Genomic DNA, 19,350 nt, shown 5'->3' with positions numbered 1-19,350 from the left:
GCCGGCATATGCCTCCGCCCCTCCGCGTTGCACGCCAGCTTGCTCATCCTGACTATATCAGATCAGGTCTTCTGCGGAAGGGGATTGGTGTTTTCCTCGGCCTGGAACTCCTTCACCATCCCCATGAAACTCTTCATCATCCGCTCCATGATGCTGATCGAACGGTCGACCTCGGCATCGCTCGGCAGCGCGCGCTGGATAACGCCGCCTTGTTCGAGCGCAGTCACCCGCTTTGCCAGCCGGTCGAGTTCGTCCTCATAGGCCGCTCGCTCGTCGGCCGCCATCCGGCAGACGAGGGCGCCGTCCTTGTCCTGGCAGATCGACATCGCGCCGGTCTGCCGGTCGAGCCGGACGAAGTGGTCGCCGCTCTTCTCCAGCTGGAAGCGGCTTGCATCCGGTTCGACGGCCGCGGCCGCCAACGGCATCAGAAAAACGCCAAGCGTGATAACGAATGCCTTCATCGTCTCATCCTCCGGATTTTCTGGAGCATGATGCCGAAAAGTGTGCGCGGTTTTCGGACGACATCATGCTCTAATTCTGTTCCAGCTGTCCCGTTTTTCGGCGCCGGGGCGTGGACATCGCCGCCTCTTTCCGGCAAAGCCCTCGTGACCAAGGAACAGCCTATCGTGAGGCCATGATGACCCTGACACCGACCCTTTACAAGATCGTGACGGAAACGCTTTGGCAGCAAGCCAGACAAACCGGCACTTTTCATGGCGCCGGCATCGATCTCCAGGACGGCTTCATCCATTTGTCGACGGCGGACCAGGTGAAGCAGACTGCCGCGCTGCATTTTACCGGCCAGTCCGGCCTGCTGCTGATTGCCGTCGATGGCAGCGGCTTTGGCGAGAAGCTGGTCTTCGAACCCTCGCGCGGCGGCGATCTCTTCCCGCATCTCTACGCCGATCTGCCGCTTGCCGCCGTGCTCTGGGGGGCGCCGCTGCCGATCGACGAAGCCGGCGCCCATGTCTTCCCGGAGCTGCAGCCATGATCGATCCCTTCAAGCGTCTCGCCCGCAAGGGTCTCTTCCTGTTCGATCCGGAAACGGCGCACGGCATGTCGATCGCCGCCTTGAAATCCGGCCTCGTGCCCGCCTGCCAGCTGACGCCCGATCCGCGCCTGCGCCAGACCGTTGCCGGCCTTACCTTCGAAAATCCGCTCGGCATGGCCGCCGGCTACGACAAGAATGCCGAGGTGCCGGAGGCGCTGCTGAAGCTCGGTTTCGGCTTTACCGAGATCGGCACGGTGACGCCGAAGCCGCAATCGGGCAATCCGCGCCCGCGCATCTTCCGCCTGGTGGAGGATGAAGGCGTCATCAACCGCCTCGGCTTCAACAATGAAGGCCATGATGCCGCTTTCGGGCGCCTCGCCGCGCTGAGGGGCGGCGGCATGGTCGGCGTCAATATCGGCGCCAACAAGGACAGCGAGGATCGCATCGCCGATTATGTCGCCGGCATCCGCCGCTTTTACTCCGTCGCGCGCTATTTCACCGCCAACATCTCCTCGCCGAACACGCCTGGCCTGCGCGACCTGCAGGGGCGCGAAAGCCTTGCGGTGCTGTTGTCTGCTGTGCTTGCGGCGCGTGACGAAATGGCGGCGGCATCCGGCCGGACGATCCCGGTCTTTCTGAAGATCGCCCCTGATCTGACCGAGGAAGGCATGGACGATATTGCCGCGGAAGCGCTGTCGCATGCGCTCGACGGTCTGATCGTCTCCAACACCACGCTGTCGCGCGACGGCCTTAAGGATCAGCGCCAGGCGAAGGAGGCGGGTGGCCTTTCCGGCGTGCCGCTTTTCGAAAAGTCGACGGCGGTACTCGCCAGGATGCGCAAGCGCGTCGGTCCGGCCCTGCCGATCATCGGCGTCGGCGGCGTCTCCTCGGCCGAAACCGCGCTGGAGAAGATCAGGGCGGGTGCCGATCTCGTCCAGCTCTATTCCTGCATGGTCTATGAAGGCCCCGGCCTGGCCGGCGATATCGTCCGTGGCCTCTCGAAACTCCTGGACCGCGAAAAGGCCGCCTCGATCCGCGACTTGCGCGACACCCGGCTGGATTACTGGGCAGCGCGAAAGGTCTGATCGGCCCGTCGCCTGACCAGCATCGCCAGGAAGAAACCGCGGAAGAGCAGGAAGGCGTTCATCGCCAGCCACAGGCCGTGATTGCCGAAGAGCGGCACGAAGACCGCGAGCATCAAGAGATAGCCGGCGAAAGATATCAGCATCCGGTTGCGCATGTCGGCCGACCATGTGGCGCCGATGAAGACCCCGTCCATCACGAAGGCGAGCGCGCCGGTCAGTCCGGTGACCGCCGCCCAGGGCAAATAGGTTTCGGCCGCCTGCCGCACATCGGGTGAGGTCGTCAGCACCGAGATCAGCCAGGGGCCGGCGAGGAAGAAGACGGCGGAGCCGAGCGCCGCCAGTCCGAAGGACCACAAGGTCGTCAGCTTCAGCCCGCGGTCGTAGGCCGGCCGGTAATGCGCGCCGATCGCCCGGCCGATGATCTGTTCGGCGGCATTGGCAAGCCCGTCGAGATAATAGCCTGATAGTAGGAAGAAATTCATCACCACCGCATTGGCGGCAAGCGTCACCGCGCCGAAGCTGGTGCCGATCCGCGTCATGATGGTGAAGGCGCCGATGAGCACGAAGGTGCGGATCAGGATGTCGCGGTTGAGCGCGAAAAGCTCGGCCAGCCGGTGTCGGGAAAAGACCTCGGACCATGCCGGCCGCGCTGCCTTGCCGAAGCCGTTGAGCACGATGACAAGCCCGGCGAGTGCGCCGACGGTTTCGCCGGCCATCGTTCCCCAGGCGACCCCCGCCACGCCCCAATCGAGCGTCAGGCCGAGATAGATGGAAAGCAGGATGTTGATGCCGTTGATGATCGCCTGCAGCAGCAGTCCGATATTGCCCTGTCCGCGCCCGAGCACGAAGCCGAGGATGGCATAATTCGCCAGCGCTGCGGGTGCAGCCAGCATGCGGATCGAGAAATAGGTGCTGGTCGCCTCGGCGATCGCCCCTTCCGCCCCCATCAGCCTCAACCCCGCCGCCATCAGCAGCGGCGAAAGACAGAGCAGCGCCAGCCCGCAGCCGAGCGCCGAAATCATCGCCCGGGAAAAGACAGCCTGCTGCTCGTGCTGGTCGTGGCGGCCATAGGCCTGCGCCGTCAGCCCGGTCGTCGAGGCGCGCAGGAAGTTGAAGCTGCCGAGGATCAGATCGAAGAGCATGGCGCCGATCGCCAGCCCGGCCAGCGCTTCCGCATTGCCCATGCGGCCGACGACGGCGGTGTTCGTCAGCCCGAGCAGCGGCGTCGTCATGAAGCCGAGCGTCATCGGAAGGGCGATCGACAGCACCATCCGGTGCGTCACGTCGAATGCAAGCGCGTTGTGATTGCTGCGTGTATCCATGCCTGCCTCGCCGCGGCAGCGCCACGCGTCGTTTCAGACGCGCAAAAGACGCTGCATCACTTGAACTGCTGCAGGCGGAATCACCTCAGCTGGAAAGCACCATGGCCCAATAGGGCAGGTTCCTGGAAGATGTATTATGGGCGACAGCAACGCCAAGGCCGCCATAACGTCCGAGCATGTTTTCCAGGTGATGCGGCGAGTTGATCCAGGCCGTCACCACGGCATCGACGCTTTGCTGGCCGGAGGCGATGTTTTCCGCCGCCGGCAGCCGAACGCCGCTCGCCTTGACGCGCGCGCCGAAACTGTCGGTCATGCCCATGAGATGCGCCATCTTGCCGGCGCTCGCCATGCGTTTCGCCTGAAACAAGGCGGCAGTGCTCGCCGCCGGATCGACGGCAAGCGGCGGCAGCCCGTTTTTGGTCCTGAGCTGGTTGACGAGCGGCAGCACGCTCGCCGTCTCGTCCTCGCCGTCCGACGGCGTGCCGGCCATCCGCGGGGTCGTGGTGCAGCCGGCGATGCCGGCGGCGAGCGCAAGTCCGGAAAGGCGCAGCAGGCCGCGCCTGGAAAGATCGATGGATGTCATGTTACCGGCGGTAGCTGAAAAGACGAAGGATGATGAAGAGCGGGATGACGATCGTCGCGCCGAGGATGAGATAGTCGCCGACGCGCCCGAGGGCCGAGAAGCCCCGGTACCAGATCTCCATGATGAAATCGCGTATGCCGTAGATGATGCCCCACGGCGTCAGGCCGAAGACGGTCATGACGAAACCGACGATCAGCGACACCACGATAAGCTTTATCAATGTGCGGCCGATTGAATCGCCGAGGAACCTGTTCGCCTGATCGGACATAAGCCATCTCCTGTTTGCCCTTGGAATAAGGTCGCGGCGCGGCGCCCGCAAGCCCTTTCCGGAATTGGCCGCTTCGCCTCTGAAATAGGACTTGAGTTTTTTTGTGGCCGCCGCCAGATGCGGGCCGACGCATGTCGCGCAAAAGTGTGCAGCGGTTTTGCGGCAACGACATGCGTAAAAGAAACAGCTACAGGCCCATTGATGCAGCCCCACCAGCTTTCCTCAGGCGATGTCATCGCCGACCGCCGCGCCGATTATGCCCGGATGCTCGAAGAAGGCGGCGAGCCGGAAGCGGCTGCCGAGCTGATGGAACAGGCCCTCGAGCTCGTGCCTGCCTGGGCCGCCGGCTGGTATCGCCTCGCCACTTATCGCGAAAAGGCAGGCAGGGGCGAGGCCGCGATCGAGGCCTATCGCAGGACGCTTACCCTCGATCCCGATGACATTTTCGGCGCCGCCCTCAAGCTCGCCCTTCTCGGCGACGCAGCCACGCCTGACCTGCCGCCGAGCCGCTATGTCGAGCGCCTCTTCGACGACTACGCCGACCGTTTCGAATCAGCGCTTGTCGAAAAGCTCGACTACAGCGTCCCGCAGAAGCTCGCTGCGCTCATCGCCTCCACCGGCAGGCGCTACGAACACGCCGTCGATCTCGGCTGCGGCACCGGCCTGCTCGGCCCTGAAATCCGTGGCCGTGTCGGCTGCCTCGAAGGCTTCGATCTCTCCCAGAACATGCTGGCGAAGGCCGCCGAGAAAAACGTCTATGACAGTCTCACCCAGGCCGATCTCTCGCTCGCACCCGATCTCTCCGGCCTCTTTGCAGATGCCGCGCGCCATCGTGCCGACCTGGTGACGGCAGCCGATGTGTTGATGTATCTCGGCAATCTCGAGAGTGTCTTTGCCATCGCCGGAGAACTGGCTGCACCAGGCGCCGATATCGCCTTTTCCGTCGAGGATGCGGGGGAGGGTGACGGCTTCCATCTCGCTCCGTCGCTGCGTTATGCCCATTCGGAAACCTATGTCAGGATGCTTCTTGCCCGTCACGGGCTGGAAATCCTGAAGACCGTCAAGTCGGTCATTCGCAAAGATGGCGGAAAACCGGTTTCCGGCATTCTGTTCCTTACGCATAAGCCCGCGTGAGCGAACATTTCTTGCGATTTTTGAATAGGTCAGTATTACTTACCTATTTCACTTGATCGGAAGACCGAAAAACCTGATACTGCACCGCATCGGCAGAGAGCCCGGCAATATTACGCCGAGGCGCTCAGGCTCCTTTCATGATCCAAAATTCCGCCGCGCCGGGTCTTCCCAAGCGCGTTCTTAAACTCGTCTGCCGTGGAGACTGGCGACATGACACAGCTCATCAGTGCCCTTGGTTTCTGGAATACGACTGCGACGCGCCACACGCCGATCGAAGACGTGCAGGGCATATTCTCCGGTAGCCTCGTTGCCGCTCTCGGCCTCTATGTGCTCGCCAGCGCCGGCCTTCTCACCGGCAGCACGGCCGGCGTGGCCTTCCTCCTGCATTATGCCTTCGGCGTCAATTTCGGTCTCGCCTTCTTCCTGCTCAACCTGCCGTTCTTCTATCTCTCCTGGAAGCGCCTCGGCATGGCCTTCACCGTCAAGACCTTCGTCGCCATCGGCCTGACCTCGGTGATTGCCGATGTGCAGTCTCGCTTCTTCTCCATTTCAAGCATTCATCCGGCCTGGGCGGCCCTTCTCGGCGGCCTGCTGCTCGGCTTCGGCCTGCTGGCGCTCTATCGCCACCGTGCCAGCCTCGGGGGTGTCGGCATTCTCGGCATCTACCTGCAGGATCGTTTCGGCATCCGCGCCGGCCTCGTCCAGCTCGCCATCGACATGTGCGTGCTCGCCGCCGCCTTCTTCGTCACCACGCCGCCCGTCGTCTTCTATTCGGTACTCGGCGCCGTCGTCCTCAACCTCTTCGTCGCCATCAACCACCGCGCTGATCGCTACATTGCGTTGTAACGTTACAAAACGGTAAGCCATTCTAAACAAAACGTAACTTGCCTGTGATCGGTCTCGGCGCGAAACTCATCTCGCGCCGGATTTGATGAGGTGAACTATGTCAGATTTGGAAAAACTTGTGAGACGCCGTATGCAGGAAGAATACGCCAAGGGCGCTTCCGCAGAAGAAATTGCGAAAGTCGTCCGCGACCTATTCAACAGCATCGACCTCTCGGGCAATCGGTTTGACGCCGTTGCCGTACGGGCCACCAGGGATCACGAGTGACCCGATATTCGACCGACCCGAGATTTTCGGGTCGGTTGCCAGGATGAATTTCCTGTGGCTGATTTCGATCAGGCTGCCTTCTGCGCCGCATCGAGCGGATGCTGCGAGCGGAAGCCGACGGCCAGCCGGTTCCAGATGTTGATGGCGCCGATCGCCACCGTGATCTTCGTCATTTCTTCTTCGGAAAAATGCGCCTTCAGCGTCTCGTAGTCGGCATCAGGCGCGCCTGTTTTGGCGATATTGGTCACGGAATCCACCCAGCCGAGCAGCGCCCGTTCGCGGGCGTCATAGACCGGCGATTCCCGCCAGACGCACATCAGGTTGATCCATTGTTCGGAGAGCCCATCATGGCGGGCTTCCTTCACATGCATGTCGACGCAATAGGCGCAGCCATTGATCTGCGAAGCGCGCAGCTTGATCAGGTGGATGAAGCGGCGTTCCAGCCCGGAGGACTGGACATATTGCTCGAGCGCGGCGACTGCCTTGTAGGCATCGGGAGCGGCTTTGGCGAAGTTGAAACGTGGTTGCATGGTCTTTCTCCTTTGTTATGGCTCAACGAGCCATCTTGCGTTCATGGATTTCAAGGAAGGCGCAGCCTCTGGCTGCGATCGATCCGTCGTCGACGGCGGCAAGGTCGATGCCGATATCGGCCAGGCTCGTCTTGGCGAGTTCGGCGCGATAGACCCGTTCGGCTTTCAGCATCGCCGCGTTGATGGTGCAGGGCTGGGCGAACAAGCGATCGGAGACCGGGTTCGGTCCGCGCTGGCGGATTTCGGCGCAACGGAACGCCGGCGCAGATCCCTCGACGGCGAGCACGATGTCGAGCAGCGAAATCTCCTTCGGCGCTTTTGCCAGCCGATATCCGCCCTTCGGCCCCGGTACGGTATCGAGGATGCCGGCGCCCGACAGCGCCTGCAGATGCTTCAGCAGATAGCTCGTCGAAACGCCGTGGAATTCCGCCAGCGCGGCCGCCGAAAGCACACCGCCTTCCGAGAGGCCGGAAAGCATCGCAACGCTGTGAATGGCCTGCTCGACCCCATCGCCCATCTTCATGCACATGGCCTCCTCAATTCGTGGATAAAAAATATCCATGATTATGCCTGATGTCAAGAGGCGGGCTTGCTGCTTGCCACTTGCCTTTATCCTGACCGCGGATAGAAGACGGAAACGCCGACAGGGGAACAACATGGCATCCAACGCTTTCGCAGGCATTCTGAATTCCAGCGCCGATCGTCACTCGCTCTTCGACGACGCCCAGGGCATCGTCGCCGGCAGCATGCTCGCTGTGCTCGGCGTATCGCTTCTCTCCGGCGCGGGACTGCTTGCCGGCGGCACGGCGGGCCTTGCCTTCCTCGCCCATTATGCGACGGGCTTCAGCTTCGGCCTCTGCTTCTTTGCCGTGAACCTGCCCTTCTATTATCTCGCCTTCCGCCGCTTGGGCGCCGCCTTCACCATCAAGACCTTCGCCGCCATCGCGCTGACCTCGGTCCTGTCGGAATTCATCTCGGGCTTCATCAGCATGGCGCATGTCGATCCCATCGCCGGCGCGCTCTTCGGCGGCCTCGTCATCGGCGCCGGCATGCTGGCACTCTTCCGCCACAGCGCCAGCCTTGGCGGCATCGGCATTCTCGCCCTCTATATCCAGGATCGCTTCGGCTGGCGCGCCGGCTTCGTCCAGCTCGGCTTCGACGGCATCATCCTGGCGCTGTCCTTCTTCGTCGCAAGTCCTTTCATCATCGCCTGCTCCGTGCTTGGCGCGATCGTTCTCAACCTGACGATTGCCATCAACCACCGCAAGGACCGCTATATCGCCATGTGAATTGCTAAAGCGCGTCGTGATCTTTCAGATTCGCTCCTCGCGCTTTAGGTCTTTGTTTTTACGCATGTCGTTATCGCAAAACCGCGGCACACTTTTGCGCGACATGCTTTGGCCTCTCTTCTCTTTCCCCGGCATTTCACTACCTTCCAGGCGTGGACCAGATCGATTCCGAAGCCCGTGCCCTGCTTCCTGCCGCCTTTACCCGCTGGTTTGCGGAAAAAGGCTGGCGCCCGCGCGCCCATCAGCTGGAATTGCTTGCCCGCGCCGAGGCCGGGGAAAGCACCCTGCTGATCGCCCCGACCGGCGCCGGCAAGACGCTTGCCGGTTTCCTGCCCTCGCTCACCGATCTCACCCGCCGCGGCCGGATCCCGCCGGGCTCCGCCTTCACCGGCATCCACACGCTCTATGTCTCGCCGCTGAAGGCGCTTGCCATCGATATCGAGCGTAACCTGATGAAGCCGGTCGAGGAGATGGGCCTGCCGGTCACCGTCGAAAACCGCACCGGCGATACGCCGAACGCCAAGCGCCAGCGCCAGAAGCTCAACCCGCCGGATATTCTGCTGACGACGCCGGAACAGGTCGCCCTGCTGCTGGCGAACCGGGAGGCCGAGCGCTTCTTCAAGGACCTGAAATATATCGTCCTCGACGAGCTGCATTCGCTGGTCACCTCCAAGCGCGGCCATATGCTTTCGCTCGGCCTTGCCCGCTTGCGCCGCCTTGCCCCCGGTCTCCAGATGATCGGCCTGTCGGCCACCGTCGCCGAGCCGATGGATCTGCAGAAATGGCTGGTCGGCCAGGAAGAGGGTAGCGAACATCATGCCGGCCTCGTCGTCGTCGAAGGCGGCGCCAAACCCGATATCTCGATTCTTTCGACCGAAGAGCGCATTCCCTGGTCCGGCCATTCCGCCCGATATGCCATTCCGGATGTATACCGCCAGCTTGTCGAACACCGCACGACGTTGCTCTTCGTCAATACCCGCAGCCAGGCGGAAATGCTCTTCCAGGCGCTCTGGACGATCAATGACGACAACCTGCCGATCGCGCTCCATCACGGCTCGCTCGATGTCGCCCAGCGCCGCAAGGTCGAGGCGGCGATGGCAGAAAACCGGCTGCGCGCCGTCGTTGCCACCTCCACCCTCGATCTCGGTATCGACTGGGGCGATGTCGATCTCGTCATCCATGTCGGCGCGCCGAAGGGTGCCTCGCGTCTTGCCCAGCGCATCGGTCGCGCCAACCACCGCATGGACGAGCCCTCGAAGGCGATCCTCGTACCTGCCAACCGTTTCGAGGTCATGGAGTGCCAGGCCGCCCTCGATGCCAATTATATCGGCGCACAGGACACCCCGCCGGTCGGCCGCGGCGCGCTCGACGTACTCGCCCAGCATGTGCTCGGCATGGCCTGCGCCGAACCTTTCGACATGCTGGAACTTTACGATGAAATCATCAGCGCCTCGCCCTATGCCGATCTGAGCTGGGAGACCTTCGAGCGCGTCGTCGATTTCGTCGCGACCGGCGGTTATGCGCTCCGCACCTATGAGCGTTACGCCCGTATCCGCAAGACTGCGGAGGGCCGCTGGCGCGTCTCCAATCCGGCTGTCGCCCAGCAATATCGCCTCAACCTCGGCACCATCGTCGAAAGCCCGATGCTGAATATCCGCATGGTGAAGCGCGGCGAGGGCGGCAGGATCGGCCGCGGCGGCGCCACGCTGGGGAAGGTCGAGGAATATTTCCTCGAGCAGATGTCGCCGGGCGATACCTTCGTCTTCTCCGGCAAGGTGCTGCGCTTCGAGGGCATCCGCGAAAACGAATGCCTCGCTTCGCAGGCCTTTTCGCTCGATCCGAAAATCCCCTCCTATAATGGCGGCAAATTTCCACTGTCGACCTATCTCGCCGAGCAGGTGCGGGCGATGATCGCCGATCCCGATCGCTGGCGCCGCCTGCCGGATCAGGTGCGCGACTGGCTGTCGCTGCAGAACGACAAGTCGATGCTGCCGAAGCGCGACGAGTTTCTGATCGAAACCTTCCCGCGCGGCAGCCGCGGCTACATGGTCGCATATCCCTTCGAAGGCCGCCTCGCCCACCAGACGCTCGGCATGCTGCTGACCCGCCGGCTGGAGCGTATAGGCGCCAAGCCGCTCGGCTTCGTCGCCACCGATTATTCGCTGGCCATCTGGGGTCTCGAGGATATGGGGCTGATGATCGGCAATGGCCGGCTCAACCTCTCCGACCTCTTCGACGAGGACATGCTCGGCGACGATCTCGAAGCCTGGCTCGACGAATCCTTCCTGTTGAAGCGCACCTTCCGCAATTGCGCCGTGATTGCAGGCTTGATCGAGCGCCGCCATCCGGGCAAGGAAAAGAGCGGCCGCCAGATCACCGTCTCCGCCGATCTGATCTACGACGTGCTGCGCAGCCACGAACCGGATCACATCCTCCTGCAGGCGACACGGCAGGATGCAGCGACGGGACTTTTGGATATTGGCCGTCTTGGCGATATGCTGAGACGAATCAGGGGCCACATCACCCACCGCGCCCTCGACCATATTTCCCCGCTCGCCGTGCCGGTGATGCTGGAAATCGGACGCGAGGCGGTGCCGGGCGAGGCCCATGATGCACTGCTCGCCGAAGCGGCGGACGATCTGATCGCCGAAGCTCTGGCATGATGACGACTAGGAAAAAACGACTGTGATGAACCGCCTGGCGCTGGCGCGCGACATATCGGGACTGGCCGCGACATCAGGCGTCGAAACGGCAGTCCATGGCATTGCCGCCGTCTGCGATCCGCTCGGCGCCCTCTATCTACCGGATGCCGGCCTGCTCGTCGTCTCCGACCTGCATCTGGAAAAGGGCGCAGCCTTCGCGCGCCGCGGCATGATGCTGCCGCCTTACGATACGCTGGCGACGCTGACCGTCCTGGCCGCCGTCATTTCCCGCTATAACCCGAAGCTCGTCATCTCGCTCGGCGACAATTTCCACGACCGCATCGGTTCCAAGCACCTGCCGGAGAATTTTCGCGCCCTGATCGTCGAGATGGCGCGCGGCCGCGAATGGATCTGGATCAATGGCAACCATGATCCGGATGGCATTGTCGATCTGCCGGGCACATCTGCCGACGAGATGCATTATGCCGGCCTGACCTTCCGGCACGAGCCGAAGAACGGCTTGCAGAGCGGCGAAATCGCCGGCCACCTGCACCCGTCGGCGACGGTGCGCCGCCGCGAAAAATCCGTCCGCCGCCCGTGCTTTGCCACCGACGGCGCCCGCCTGCTGATGCCGGCCTTCGGTGTTATGAGCGGCGGTCTGGATCTTCGCCATCAGGCGATGAAGGGCCTGTTCGACAAGGCTTTGCTGGTGGCGCATCTGTTGGGGCGGGATCGGATCTACTCGGTGCGGTATGGGAATTTGCAGGGATAGCGCTTGTTATTCCAGGTCGGCGGGCTTCAGCCCCCCTCTGCCCTGCCGGGCATCTCCCCCACAGGTGGGGAGATCACGAGCGGCTTGAACTTCCTGCCCATCTACCGTTTCGCCTTGCTGGACGTTCGTTGTTTGGGGAAGCCAGTGAGCCCAGCCAATCTCCCCACCTGTGGGGGGTCCGAAGGACGGGTCGAGACGCGTGGCTCGACCCCGGGCCCGGCAGGGCAGAGGGGGTACCACACGGCGCGCCCTTTAATACCCTCAATCGCACTCCTGCAGCTGCCGCTGATAGGTCCCCGCCATCCGCGCAAACTTCTGCGCCGTCTGCTGCAATTGCCCGTTCGAGCGCCAGTCGCCGCGTTTGTATCCTGTCGGCCCGGAATAATAGGCGAGATAGAGATTATAGGCATCGTTCAGCGGAATGCCGGTCTCCACGCTGTTCTGATAGTGATACCAGCCGATGAAATCGATCGCGTCGGCGAAGTTCGCCCGCCGCGCCGTCCAGTTCCCCGTCTGCGACTGGTAGTGATCCCAGGTCCCGTCGAGCGCCTGCGAATAGCCGTAGGCCGTCGAAGGCCGGGTCCAGGGAATGAAGCCGAACAGCTTGGTGCGTGGCGGCCGCGCATAGGGCTGGAAGCCGGATTCGGTATACATCGTTGCCATCAGGATCGGCACGGGCACGCCGTACTTCTTCTCCGTTCGTTCGGCGGCGCTCTGCCAGCTGGAGAAGAGCCCGTCGCGCTCGTCGAAGACGGCACAGATGTTCCTCGTCTGCTTCGGCGCCGTCGCGCAGCCGGCAAGCAGCGCGAGACCCACGGCCGTCAGAACGATACGAGTACGCATGACAAAACCTCTCGTTTCCGAGAGATTACTAACTCGTAAATGTTAAAAACCGGTTTTTAGTCGAATGCGAACTTCCCCGACTGCTTCCTTGTGCGGCCAGGGATCGATACCCTGGCCTGACCATCGGGACGGCATCCCATCCACTACGCTTTGACGGGCTCGTAGCGCAGGATCATCGCGCCGCCTTCCGTCGTCGAGGATTCGATGAGCTTCAGCGGCACCTGGCCCTCTGCCTGTTTGAAAAGCGGATTGCCGCCGCCGAGGATCACCGGCACCAGGCAAACCCTGATTTCGTCGATAAGGCCGGCTTTCAGCAGACTGTCGGCAAGCTCGGCGCTGCCGAAGATCAAGATCGTCTTGCCATCCTCCTGCTTCAGCCCCGTCAATTCGGGGATCGGATCGCTGACGACGCGGGCATTGTTCCAGCCGGGCTCGCTCATCGTCCGCGACACGGCGATCTTGGCGATGCTGTTCATATAGGCCTTGATCTCACCTTCGCCCTCGGCGGTCGGCCAGTAGGCGGCCATGCCCTCATAGGTCTTGCGGCCAAACACCAGCAGATCGCTTTCCCTGCCAAACTGTTCGGCATAGCGCTGCAGCTCGGGTCCCCAGGCGAAATTGTGGAAGTCGATATCCCAAGGCTTCGTGCCTTCGAAATAACCGTCGAGCGTCATCAGGTTCCAGACGATAAGCTTTCTCATTTGCATCCTCCTTCTGAATTGCCATCCATCACAACTGGTTGCGTTTAACAACTGGTTGAAAGTTAGGCCGACTGATAGCGAAATGCAAGCGGTTTTTTGGAGCACAACATTCAAGGCAAGCAGCTGCTCCCGCAGGCCTTCGTGCTCAGCGCCTTGCCGAGTCTATTTTCGGAAGAAATCCTGAGCGCCTTGGCTGTGGATCAGTCCTTGCGGAAGATCAGGCTCGCACCCCAGCCGGTGATGACGGCGAGCAGCACGGCAGCAAAGCCGTAGAGGATCGGCTGATCATGCGCCGCATCGGTGATCGTCTGCTCGATGCCGGTCTTGATGACCCGCAGCGGCAGCGATTTGTCGGTCACGAAAATCCCGCTCTTGAACAGATAGGCGCGCACGGTGTGCACGCCGTTCGGAATGTTTGCCGGCAAGCGCAGGCTCGCCTTGAACAGGTTGGAGGAAACGAACCGCACGCCGCTCGGGTTGCGGTCGTAGAGCCCGCCACCCTGCTGCAGTCGCCGGAAGGCGTCGCGGAACTCGCCGAGATTGCTGCCGTCGCCGACGAAGCCGACCGGCGTCAGCGGAATGTGGTCGATGCCGATCCCCTGATCGGTCAGCTCGAGCGGTGTCGTCAGATCGTCGATCATGCGCGAGCTCGACATCGAATAGGAATGCGGCACCGCTTCGAAGGTCATCGAGCGGGTATTCACCCAGATGCCGAAGACGCGTTCCTTCCTGCGCACCGTCGCATCCTCGCGCGGGCCCTCCAGCACTACGACCACGTCATATTGGCCGATGGCGAGCAGCAGCTGGTCGGTATTCGAGAGCGCCCCGAAGATGGTCAGATCCGCACCGTGGAAATCCGAGGTGATGGCGATTTCGCTGGTCGACGTGCCGATTTCCAACCCTTCACGCACCGCTTCCGTTGCTTGCCCCGGCAGCCACTGCGCTCCGGCAGAGGCCGGCAGCAGGCAAAGCAATGCGATGACAGCGGCAGCCAGGCGCATCAATTGCCCGCTCCCATCACCACCGAATAAACGTCGGCCGGCGTCACCACCAGAGCGATCGCAAGACGCACGCCGACGGCGAGCACCAGCAGGCCGAGCAGGGCGCGCAGCTGTTCGCCGCGCAGTTTTTGGCCGACGCGCACGCCGTATTGTGCCCCGATGACACCCGCCACCATCAGAATGAAGGCGAGCACGATGTCGACGGAAAAGTTCGTCGCCGCCTGCACGATCGTCGTATAGGCGGTCACAAAGATGATCTGGAACAGCGAGGTGCCGACGACGACGTTGGTCGGGATACGCAGCAGGTAGATCATTGCCGGCACCATGATGAAGCCGCCGCCGACACCCATGATCGAGGTGAGGATGCCGATCGCAAAGCCGAGCGCGACGATCGGAATGACGCTGAGAAAGATCTTCGATTTCTTGAAGCGCACCTTCAGCGGCAGCTTATGCACCCAGTGCTGGTGACCGGGCTTGCGCGGTGCGGGCGGCTCGTTGCGCGCTGCCCGCCGCATGGCATTGACGCTTTCGAGCAGCATCAGTCCGCCGACGGTGCCGAGGAAGATGACATACATCAGCGAGATGATGAGATCGAGCTGGCCGATGGCGCGCAGTAAAGAGAAGATCCAGATGCCGACCGTCGCACCCGCAAGGCCACCGACCAACAGCACCGTGCCGAGCTTGACGTCGAGCGAGCCGCGCCGGAAATGCGTGATCGCGCCCGATATCGACGACGCCACGACCTGGTTGGCGCCGGTCGCGACGGCGACGACGGGGGGAATGTTGTAGAAGATCAACAGCGGCGTGATGAGAAAGCCGCCGCCGACGCCGAACATTCCAGACAGGAATCCGACGGCCGCCCCCATGCCGAGAATGATGAAGATGTTCACCGACAATTCTGCGATGGGCAGATAGATTGTCACAGCCGACCCCGAATGATGACCGCTCCTGCCGGGCGGTTTCTTGTCACGTCCCCGTTCGAATGCGCACCATACTGAGAAATCGTTGCCAGAGGCTTTCGATCGGCCCCGTGATTAGCCATAGAGATTGGCGGAGAGATCGGTGGCAGAGGATTCGCCGGATGCGCGGATCGATATGTCCGGGCATAATCCGGCTTTTTTCAGGTTTTGTGACAGGCGACAGCAAAATTGAAAAAAGCCTTGCGGCATAGTGCCGCCAGGCGTTTTTCATCGCCCGCAATAGAGAGACACTCCTGCGTCAACGCGACGCGGGCTTCAGATTGCCTTGCTGCCCTGTTTGTTGCGTTCGAGCAGCGCCTTCACGGTCGCATCGGTCACCTTGCCGTCCGGCTCCTGGCCGACCGACTTCTGGAAGTTTTTGATCGCGGTCACGGTCTTCGCGCCCATTTCGCCATCCGGCACGCCGGCGTCGAAGCCGTTATTGTTGAGGATTGCCTGGATGTTGCGGATCGCCTTCTTCATGTCGACGCTCGCCGTCTTGGCGCCGGTGCCGGCCCATTCGTCGGGGATGTCGATGGCGTTCGTGCGATGGTCGACCGGCTCCGCCTTCCAGAGATCGGCCTTGGCGCGCGCCCGTTCGAGCTGGTCGGGCTTCATGGCTTTGGCCACTTCGTCGCGCTTCTGCGCCGCATCCTTGTCGCCGCCCTTGGCGGCGATCGCAAACCACTTGTAAGACTCTTCGAGATCCGCCGGAACCCCGTTGCCGCGTGCGCAGAGGATTGCCAGGTTGAACTGGCTGTCGGTGATGCCGAGGTTCGCAGCCTTGGTGAACCACGAGGCGGCCGTCGCATAATCCTGCTGGCCGAGCGCGCCGGAGGCGTAGAGCACGGCGAGATTGTGCATGGCGCTGGCATTGCCCTGGTTTGCCGCCTGCTCGTATAAACCCTTCGCCTTGGCGATGTCGCGTTCGACGCCATTGCCCTTTTCGTACATGCTGCCGAGCCGGTATTCGGCCGGCGCAAAGCCCTTGTCGGCGGAAAGCTGGTACCAGCCTGCGGCCTGCTTCTGATCGACCGTCATGCCGTTGCGGCCGTCCGAATAACGCGCGCCGATCTCGAACAGCGCCAGCGCATCGCCGCCGCTCGCCGCATCGGCAAGCGATTTCGGCTGGACGGTGTCGGGAATGGTGATGGCCGGTGCGGGTGCCGCCGCAGCCGGGGCGTTCGGAACGAAGCCTGATGTCTCCTGTGCCGCGCCCGACGGACCGGGAGGGGCAAGGGTCGCTGCCCCTTCGCCGTCAAGCGGTGCCACGTCGGTCAGATGCTCGCCGGCGTCAGGCGGGGTCGCTTCCGGCTGCGCCTGTTCGGCGGCGGGCGGTACAGCTTCCGCTGCCGGAGCGGTCGTTCCGAGAGCGGCGGCATCCGGCTGGGCAGGTGTCGCTTCAGGCAAGGCCGGCGACGGGTTTTCCGCGCCGGTCAGCGCCGAGACTTCTGCTGGAGGCTGCGGCGCGCGCTCGCCGCTTGTCAGCGTTCGGGCAAGCGGAAAGGCCATGATGGCGAGCAGCACGGCGCCGACCGCCAGCAGGATCGGCCGCCGGTAGCGCGAAAAGGCGCTGGTCTTGCCCGTCTTGTCGGAAGCCTTGCCGGCCTTGTCGGCAGTCGCGCCCTTCTTCTCGGCCTTGCCGGCTGCCTGCTTCGGATTGGCATCCACCTCCATCGCGGCCGCCTGCGCCGCACGGCGCGCGGCAGCGATATAATCGGCGCGATCGGTTTCGCCGGCAGGTTTGCCGCGTGCCGCGCTCTGGCTGGCGCGAACCCGTTCAAGGATCTTCTTCACGTCTGGCGCGCCCGAGCCCGGCTCGAGCAATTCGTTTGCCGCATCCGTCGGCACCACGTCGGTGGGATCGATCGACGGCGCGGGGTCGATCATCGGCCGTTCGGTCGTCCGGCTCTCGGCCTTCTTGCCGGGCAGCAGCCGCTTGCCGAGGTTGGCGAGCAGGCTGGCCTTTGCCGGTGCCTGTGTCCCTGCCGACGTCGCTGCTGTCTCCGTCGTCCTGGTCGCGGCTTCGATGGCGATCGCGCTCGTTCCGCTCATGGCGTTGGTTTGTGCCGGGGCGGTGGCTTGTGCCGGGGCGGCAGGTTCGGCTGCGACCTCGGCCGTACGGATAACAGGAGAAGCCTTCGCTGTCGGGGCAGCGGCCGGCGTCCTGTTCATCTCGGCTTCGGCCACCATCAGCGCATAGGGATCGACATCGAAATCGACGTCGGCGATCGGCATCTGGGCGGCCGGCCGGCCGCGATCTCCCATGCCGTCGAGGCGGTCGGCGATATGCACCAGCGTCTCGTGCAGCGCCTGGAAAGTCTTGTGCGTGCGCTCCTCGCTGTCGCGGCTGAGATCCTCGAGGTGGCGCAGATCCTCGGCCAGCGCCGTCAGCGCCGACATGTCGGCGGCGGGCATGACACCCTGTGGACCGCCATGGCGCGAATAGGCTTCGACGACGGCCTCTGCCGCCTGGCGTGCCGCCTCGATGATATATTCATCGCTCGTCGCCATATAGTCTTCGATCGCGCCCATGCGCTGGTCGAGTTCGGGGGGTATTGCGGCGCTTTCGCGCGGCGCGCTCATCAGCGCCGACAGATTGGCAATCTGGTCTTCGAGGTTCTTCAGCGCGTGCGGATCGGTCGGAGGTGCCGATGTGCTCTCTTCGAGCCGGGCGGCAATGTCGCTCAGCCGTCCTTCGAGACGCAGGAAGGCGCTGTCGTCGGCCACAGCGGCCGGCGCCTGCTGCTGATAGGCCATCTCGTCAATGCGCCGGGCGAGATGGTCGAGCCGCTGCGCCAGCACGTCGTTGACGGCGCCGTTCTCAAGCGCGTCGATCTTGCGGGAAATGTCGGAAAGCGTGCCGGTGAGGTCGGCCTGCGGCGCCGTCTCCTGCGTGCGCTCCAGCAGATAGGATAGATGTTCCAGCCTTTCGTCGAGCCGCGACGTCGCTTCTGCCTTCGTCAGCTCCTCGACGCGTCCCGTTAGCGCCTCCAGCCGCATCGCCAGCTCGTCGGCCGGGTTCACGCGGCTGGCCGCATCATGGCTCATCAGGTCGATCTGGTCGGCGAGCGCCGCAAGCCGGCTTTCCAGCCGCTGCATCAGGCCCGGATCATTCGCAGTGGCTGTGCGCCCGCTTGCCGCGATCGCCCGGCTGATCTCGTCGAGCCGGATGTCCATGGCGGCGAACTGCTCGGACATGACCCGGTCGTGCGGCTGGATCATGTTGCCGAAATGCTCCATCGCCGTGGCGATCGAGATCAGCTTGTCTTCCAGCGCCCGAACGGCCGGGCTTTCGCCCATGCCGCCGATATGGCGCTTGATATCATCGAGCCGATAGGCGAGCGAAACGAGTTCTTCCTGCAGTCCCTCTGTATCGAGCGCCGCAAGCCGGTTTTCGAAGCCGTCCCAGCGGTTTTCCATATGGCGCAGCGAATCTTCGCGCGCCAGGCCGTCCATCAGCGAGCGCAGCTCTTCGAAATCTTCACGAAGGCCCGTGGCCTCCGGTGCGGCGGAGCGGCCGGTCAGCTGAGTGATGCTCTGGGCAAGGCGGCCCATATCGGCGCGCATGTCGTCGGCGAAACGGCCGTCTCCAGCATTTGTCTTGATCTCGCGCAGCTCGGTGCGCAGCGCGTTCATCTCGCGGGTGACACCCTCGGAAATGTCGCGCTTCAGGTCCTGCCGCAGATTGACGAGCGCCTGGGCGATCTCCGTCATCGTGTCGTCGCCGGCGCGCAAGGCCGGTGTCGGCACTGGGGCGGCGACGCGGGGCGTGGGTTCGCGAAGCTGCGGGGCCTGTTCGCGTGCGTAAGGCCGCTCGCGGCCGGCTTCAAGCGCGCGCTGGCGTTGACGAATTTCGGCAAGCGGATCCGGCCGCGGCTCGGGCGGGGCCTTTGCGGGCCGGGGGGCATGGGAAGCGGCATAAGGATCGCGCTCGGTCGTTGCCGTGCGTGGCCGCTGTTCGCGCCCGCTGCCCATCAGCCCTTCGATGCGCGCCTCCAGCCCTTCGATCGTGCGGTTCAGCGCATCGAGCGAGGTCCTGTCGGACTGTCGGGAAGGATTTGATCGCGATCCGTTCATCTTCTTGCTCGCTTCGACTGCTCGACCCCTCGTCAGAGC

General features: G+C 63.2%; 19 protein-coding genes. 8 read left to right on the top strand and 11 right to left on the bottom strand.

The genetic code is table 11. The annotated features are described in order from the left end of the window. Nucleotides 1–62: 62 nt before the first annotated feature. On the bottom strand, nucleotides 63–461 hold the full coding sequence (locus GR198_RS28330; protein WP_003545226.1) for a hypothetical protein: 399 nt from the start codon (nucleotides 459–461) through the stop codon (nucleotides 63–65). Between the two features lie 176 nt (nucleotides 462–637). Here GR198_RS28330 and GR198_RS28325 point away from each other — a divergent pair, with 176 nt between their 5' ends. Both GR198_RS28325 and GR198_RS28320 read left to right on the top strand, forming a co-directional pair. After that, nucleotides 638–991 (top strand): DUF952 domain-containing protein, encoded by a 354-nt coding sequence (locus GR198_RS28325; RefSeq protein ID WP_029875412.1) that lies wholly within the window; start codon nucleotides 638–640, stop codon nucleotides 989–991. Continuing rightward, nucleotides 988–2,076, top strand: a complete 1,089-nt coding sequence (locus GR198_RS28320; RefSeq protein WP_029875411.1) for a quinone-dependent dihydroorotate dehydrogenase — start codon at nucleotides 988–990, stop codon at nucleotides 2,074–2,076. Before GR198_RS28325 ends, GR198_RS28320 begins: the two co-directional genes overlap by 4 nt. Here GR198_RS28320 and GR198_RS28315 read toward each other — a convergent pair. From GR198_RS28315 to GR198_RS28305, 3 genes are all read right to left on the bottom strand, one after another. After that, nucleotides 2,052–3,398 carry an MATE family efflux transporter gene (locus GR198_RS28315; protein WP_029875410.1) on the bottom strand — a complete coding sequence of 449 codons (1,347 nt, stop codon included), beginning with the start codon at nucleotides 3,396–3,398 and terminating at the stop codon, nucleotides 2,052–2,054. The two genes, GR198_RS28320 and GR198_RS28315, sit on opposite strands and share 25 nt — an antisense overlap. A gap of 85 nt (nucleotides 3,399–3,483) precedes the next feature. Then, nucleotides 3,484–3,981: a CAP domain-containing protein gene (locus GR198_RS28310; RefSeq protein WP_029875409.1), complete on the bottom strand. Its 498-nt coding sequence runs from the start codon at nucleotides 3,979–3,981 to the stop codon at nucleotides 3,484–3,486. A 1-nt stretch (nucleotide 3,982) separates the two neighbouring features. After that, nucleotides 3,983–4,249, bottom strand: a complete 267-nt coding sequence (locus GR198_RS28305) for a DUF6460 domain-containing protein (RefSeq protein WP_029875408.1) — start codon at nucleotides 4,247–4,249, stop codon at nucleotides 3,983–3,985. 201 nt (nucleotides 4,250–4,450) lie between these two features. On the opposite strand from GR198_RS28305, the gene GR198_RS28300 reads away from it, so the two are divergent. From GR198_RS28300 to GR198_RS28290, 3 genes are all read left to right on the top strand, one after another. Continuing rightward, nucleotides 4,451–5,383 carry a class I SAM-dependent DNA methyltransferase gene (locus GR198_RS28300; RefSeq protein ID WP_029875407.1) on the top strand — a complete coding sequence of 311 codons (933 nt, stop codon included), beginning with the start codon at nucleotides 4,451–4,453 and terminating at the stop codon, nucleotides 5,381–5,383. 210 nt (nucleotides 5,384–5,593) lie between these two features. Beyond that, on the top strand, nucleotides 5,594–6,229 hold the full coding sequence (locus GR198_RS28295; RefSeq protein WP_029875406.1) for a YitT family protein: 636 nt from the start codon (nucleotides 5,594–5,596) through the stop codon (nucleotides 6,227–6,229). A gap of 97 nt (nucleotides 6,230–6,326) precedes the next feature. Beyond that, entirely contained in the window at nucleotides 6,327–6,494 is a 168-nt protein-coding gene (locus tag GR198_RS28290) for a hypothetical protein (protein WP_155248989.1), read from the top strand. Nucleotides 6,495–6,562: 68 nt separating this feature from the next. On the opposite strand, the gene GR198_RS28285 is transcribed toward GR198_RS28290, so the two are convergent. Both GR198_RS28285 and GR198_RS28280 read right to left on the bottom strand, forming a co-directional pair. Continuing rightward, on the bottom strand, nucleotides 6,563–7,024 hold the full coding sequence (locus GR198_RS28285; RefSeq protein WP_011650365.1) for a carboxymuconolactone decarboxylase family protein: 462 nt from the start codon (nucleotides 7,022–7,024) through the stop codon (nucleotides 6,563–6,565). 22 nt (nucleotides 7,025–7,046) lie between these two features. After that, a complete protein-coding gene (locus GR198_RS28280) occupies nucleotides 7,047–7,547 on the bottom strand; it encodes an RrF2 family transcriptional regulator (RefSeq protein ID WP_029875405.1) in 501 nt (166 codons plus the stop codon). A gap of 133 nt (nucleotides 7,548–7,680) precedes the next feature. Here GR198_RS28280 and GR198_RS28275 point away from each other — a divergent pair, with 133 nt between their 5' ends. The 3 genes from GR198_RS28275 (at nucleotide 7,681) to pdeM (ending at nucleotide 11,727) form a co-directional block, all read left to right on the top strand. After that, entirely contained in the window at nucleotides 7,681–8,313 is a 633-nt protein-coding gene (locus GR198_RS28275; RefSeq protein WP_029875404.1) for a YitT family protein, read from the top strand. Between the two features lie 152 nt (nucleotides 8,314–8,465). Next, on the top strand, nucleotides 8,466–10,976 hold the full coding sequence (locus GR198_RS28270) for a ligase-associated DNA damage response DEXH box helicase (RefSeq protein ID WP_029875403.1): 2,511 nt from the start codon (nucleotides 8,466–8,468) through the stop codon (nucleotides 10,974–10,976). 25 nt (nucleotides 10,977–11,001) lie between these two features. Continuing rightward, nucleotides 11,002–11,727 carry a ligase-associated DNA damage response endonuclease PdeM gene (gene pdeM, locus GR198_RS28265; RefSeq protein ID WP_029875402.1) on the top strand — a complete coding sequence of 242 codons (726 nt, stop codon included), beginning with the start codon at nucleotides 11,002–11,004 and terminating at the stop codon, nucleotides 11,725–11,727. 261 nt (nucleotides 11,728–11,988) lie between these two features. Here pdeM and GR198_RS28260 read toward each other — a convergent pair whose 3' ends face one another. The 5 genes from GR198_RS28260 to GR198_RS28240 all read right to left on the bottom strand — a co-directional run bounded on the left by GR198_RS28260 (nucleotide 11,989) and on the right by GR198_RS28240 (nucleotide 19,311). Then, nucleotides 11,989–12,570, bottom strand: coding sequence for a transglycosylase SLT domain-containing protein (locus tag GR198_RS28260; RefSeq protein ID WP_003545252.1), 582 nt, complete (start codon nucleotides 12,568–12,570; stop codon nucleotides 11,989–11,991). A gap of 143 nt (nucleotides 12,571–12,713) precedes the next feature. Further along, the gene (locus GR198_RS28255; protein ID WP_029875775.1) at nucleotides 12,714–13,271 is read right to left on the bottom strand and encodes a dihydrofolate reductase family protein; all 558 of its coding nucleotides are present in this window, start codon (nucleotides 13,269–13,271) and stop codon (nucleotides 12,714–12,716) included. Nucleotides 13,272–13,471: 200 nt separating this feature from the next. Next, nucleotides 13,472–14,272, bottom strand: coding sequence for a TIGR02186 family protein (locus tag GR198_RS28250; protein WP_029875774.1), 801 nt, complete (start codon nucleotides 14,270–14,272; stop codon nucleotides 13,472–13,474). Further along, nucleotides 14,272–15,195, bottom strand: a complete 924-nt coding sequence (locus GR198_RS28245; RefSeq protein ID WP_003545257.1) for a sulfite exporter TauE/SafE family protein — start codon at nucleotides 15,193–15,195, stop codon at nucleotides 14,272–14,274. The genes GR198_RS28250 and GR198_RS28245 overlap by 1 nt, the downstream gene beginning before the upstream one ends. Nucleotides 15,196–15,507: 312 nt before the next feature. Next, nucleotides 15,508–19,311 (bottom strand): peptidoglycan-binding protein, encoded by a 3,804-nt coding sequence (locus GR198_RS28240; protein ID WP_164069872.1) that lies wholly within the window; start codon nucleotides 19,309–19,311, stop codon nucleotides 15,508–15,510. Between the last annotated feature and the right edge of the window lie 39 nt (nucleotides 19,312–19,350).

It is taken from the genome of Rhizobium leguminosarum, assembly GCF_010668065.1.
GTDB classification, from domain to species: Bacteria; Pseudomonadota; Alphaproteobacteria; order Rhizobiales; family Rhizobiaceae; genus Rhizobium; species Rhizobium leguminosarum_S.
This window is presented reverse-complemented; position numbering and strand designations above follow the sequence as displayed.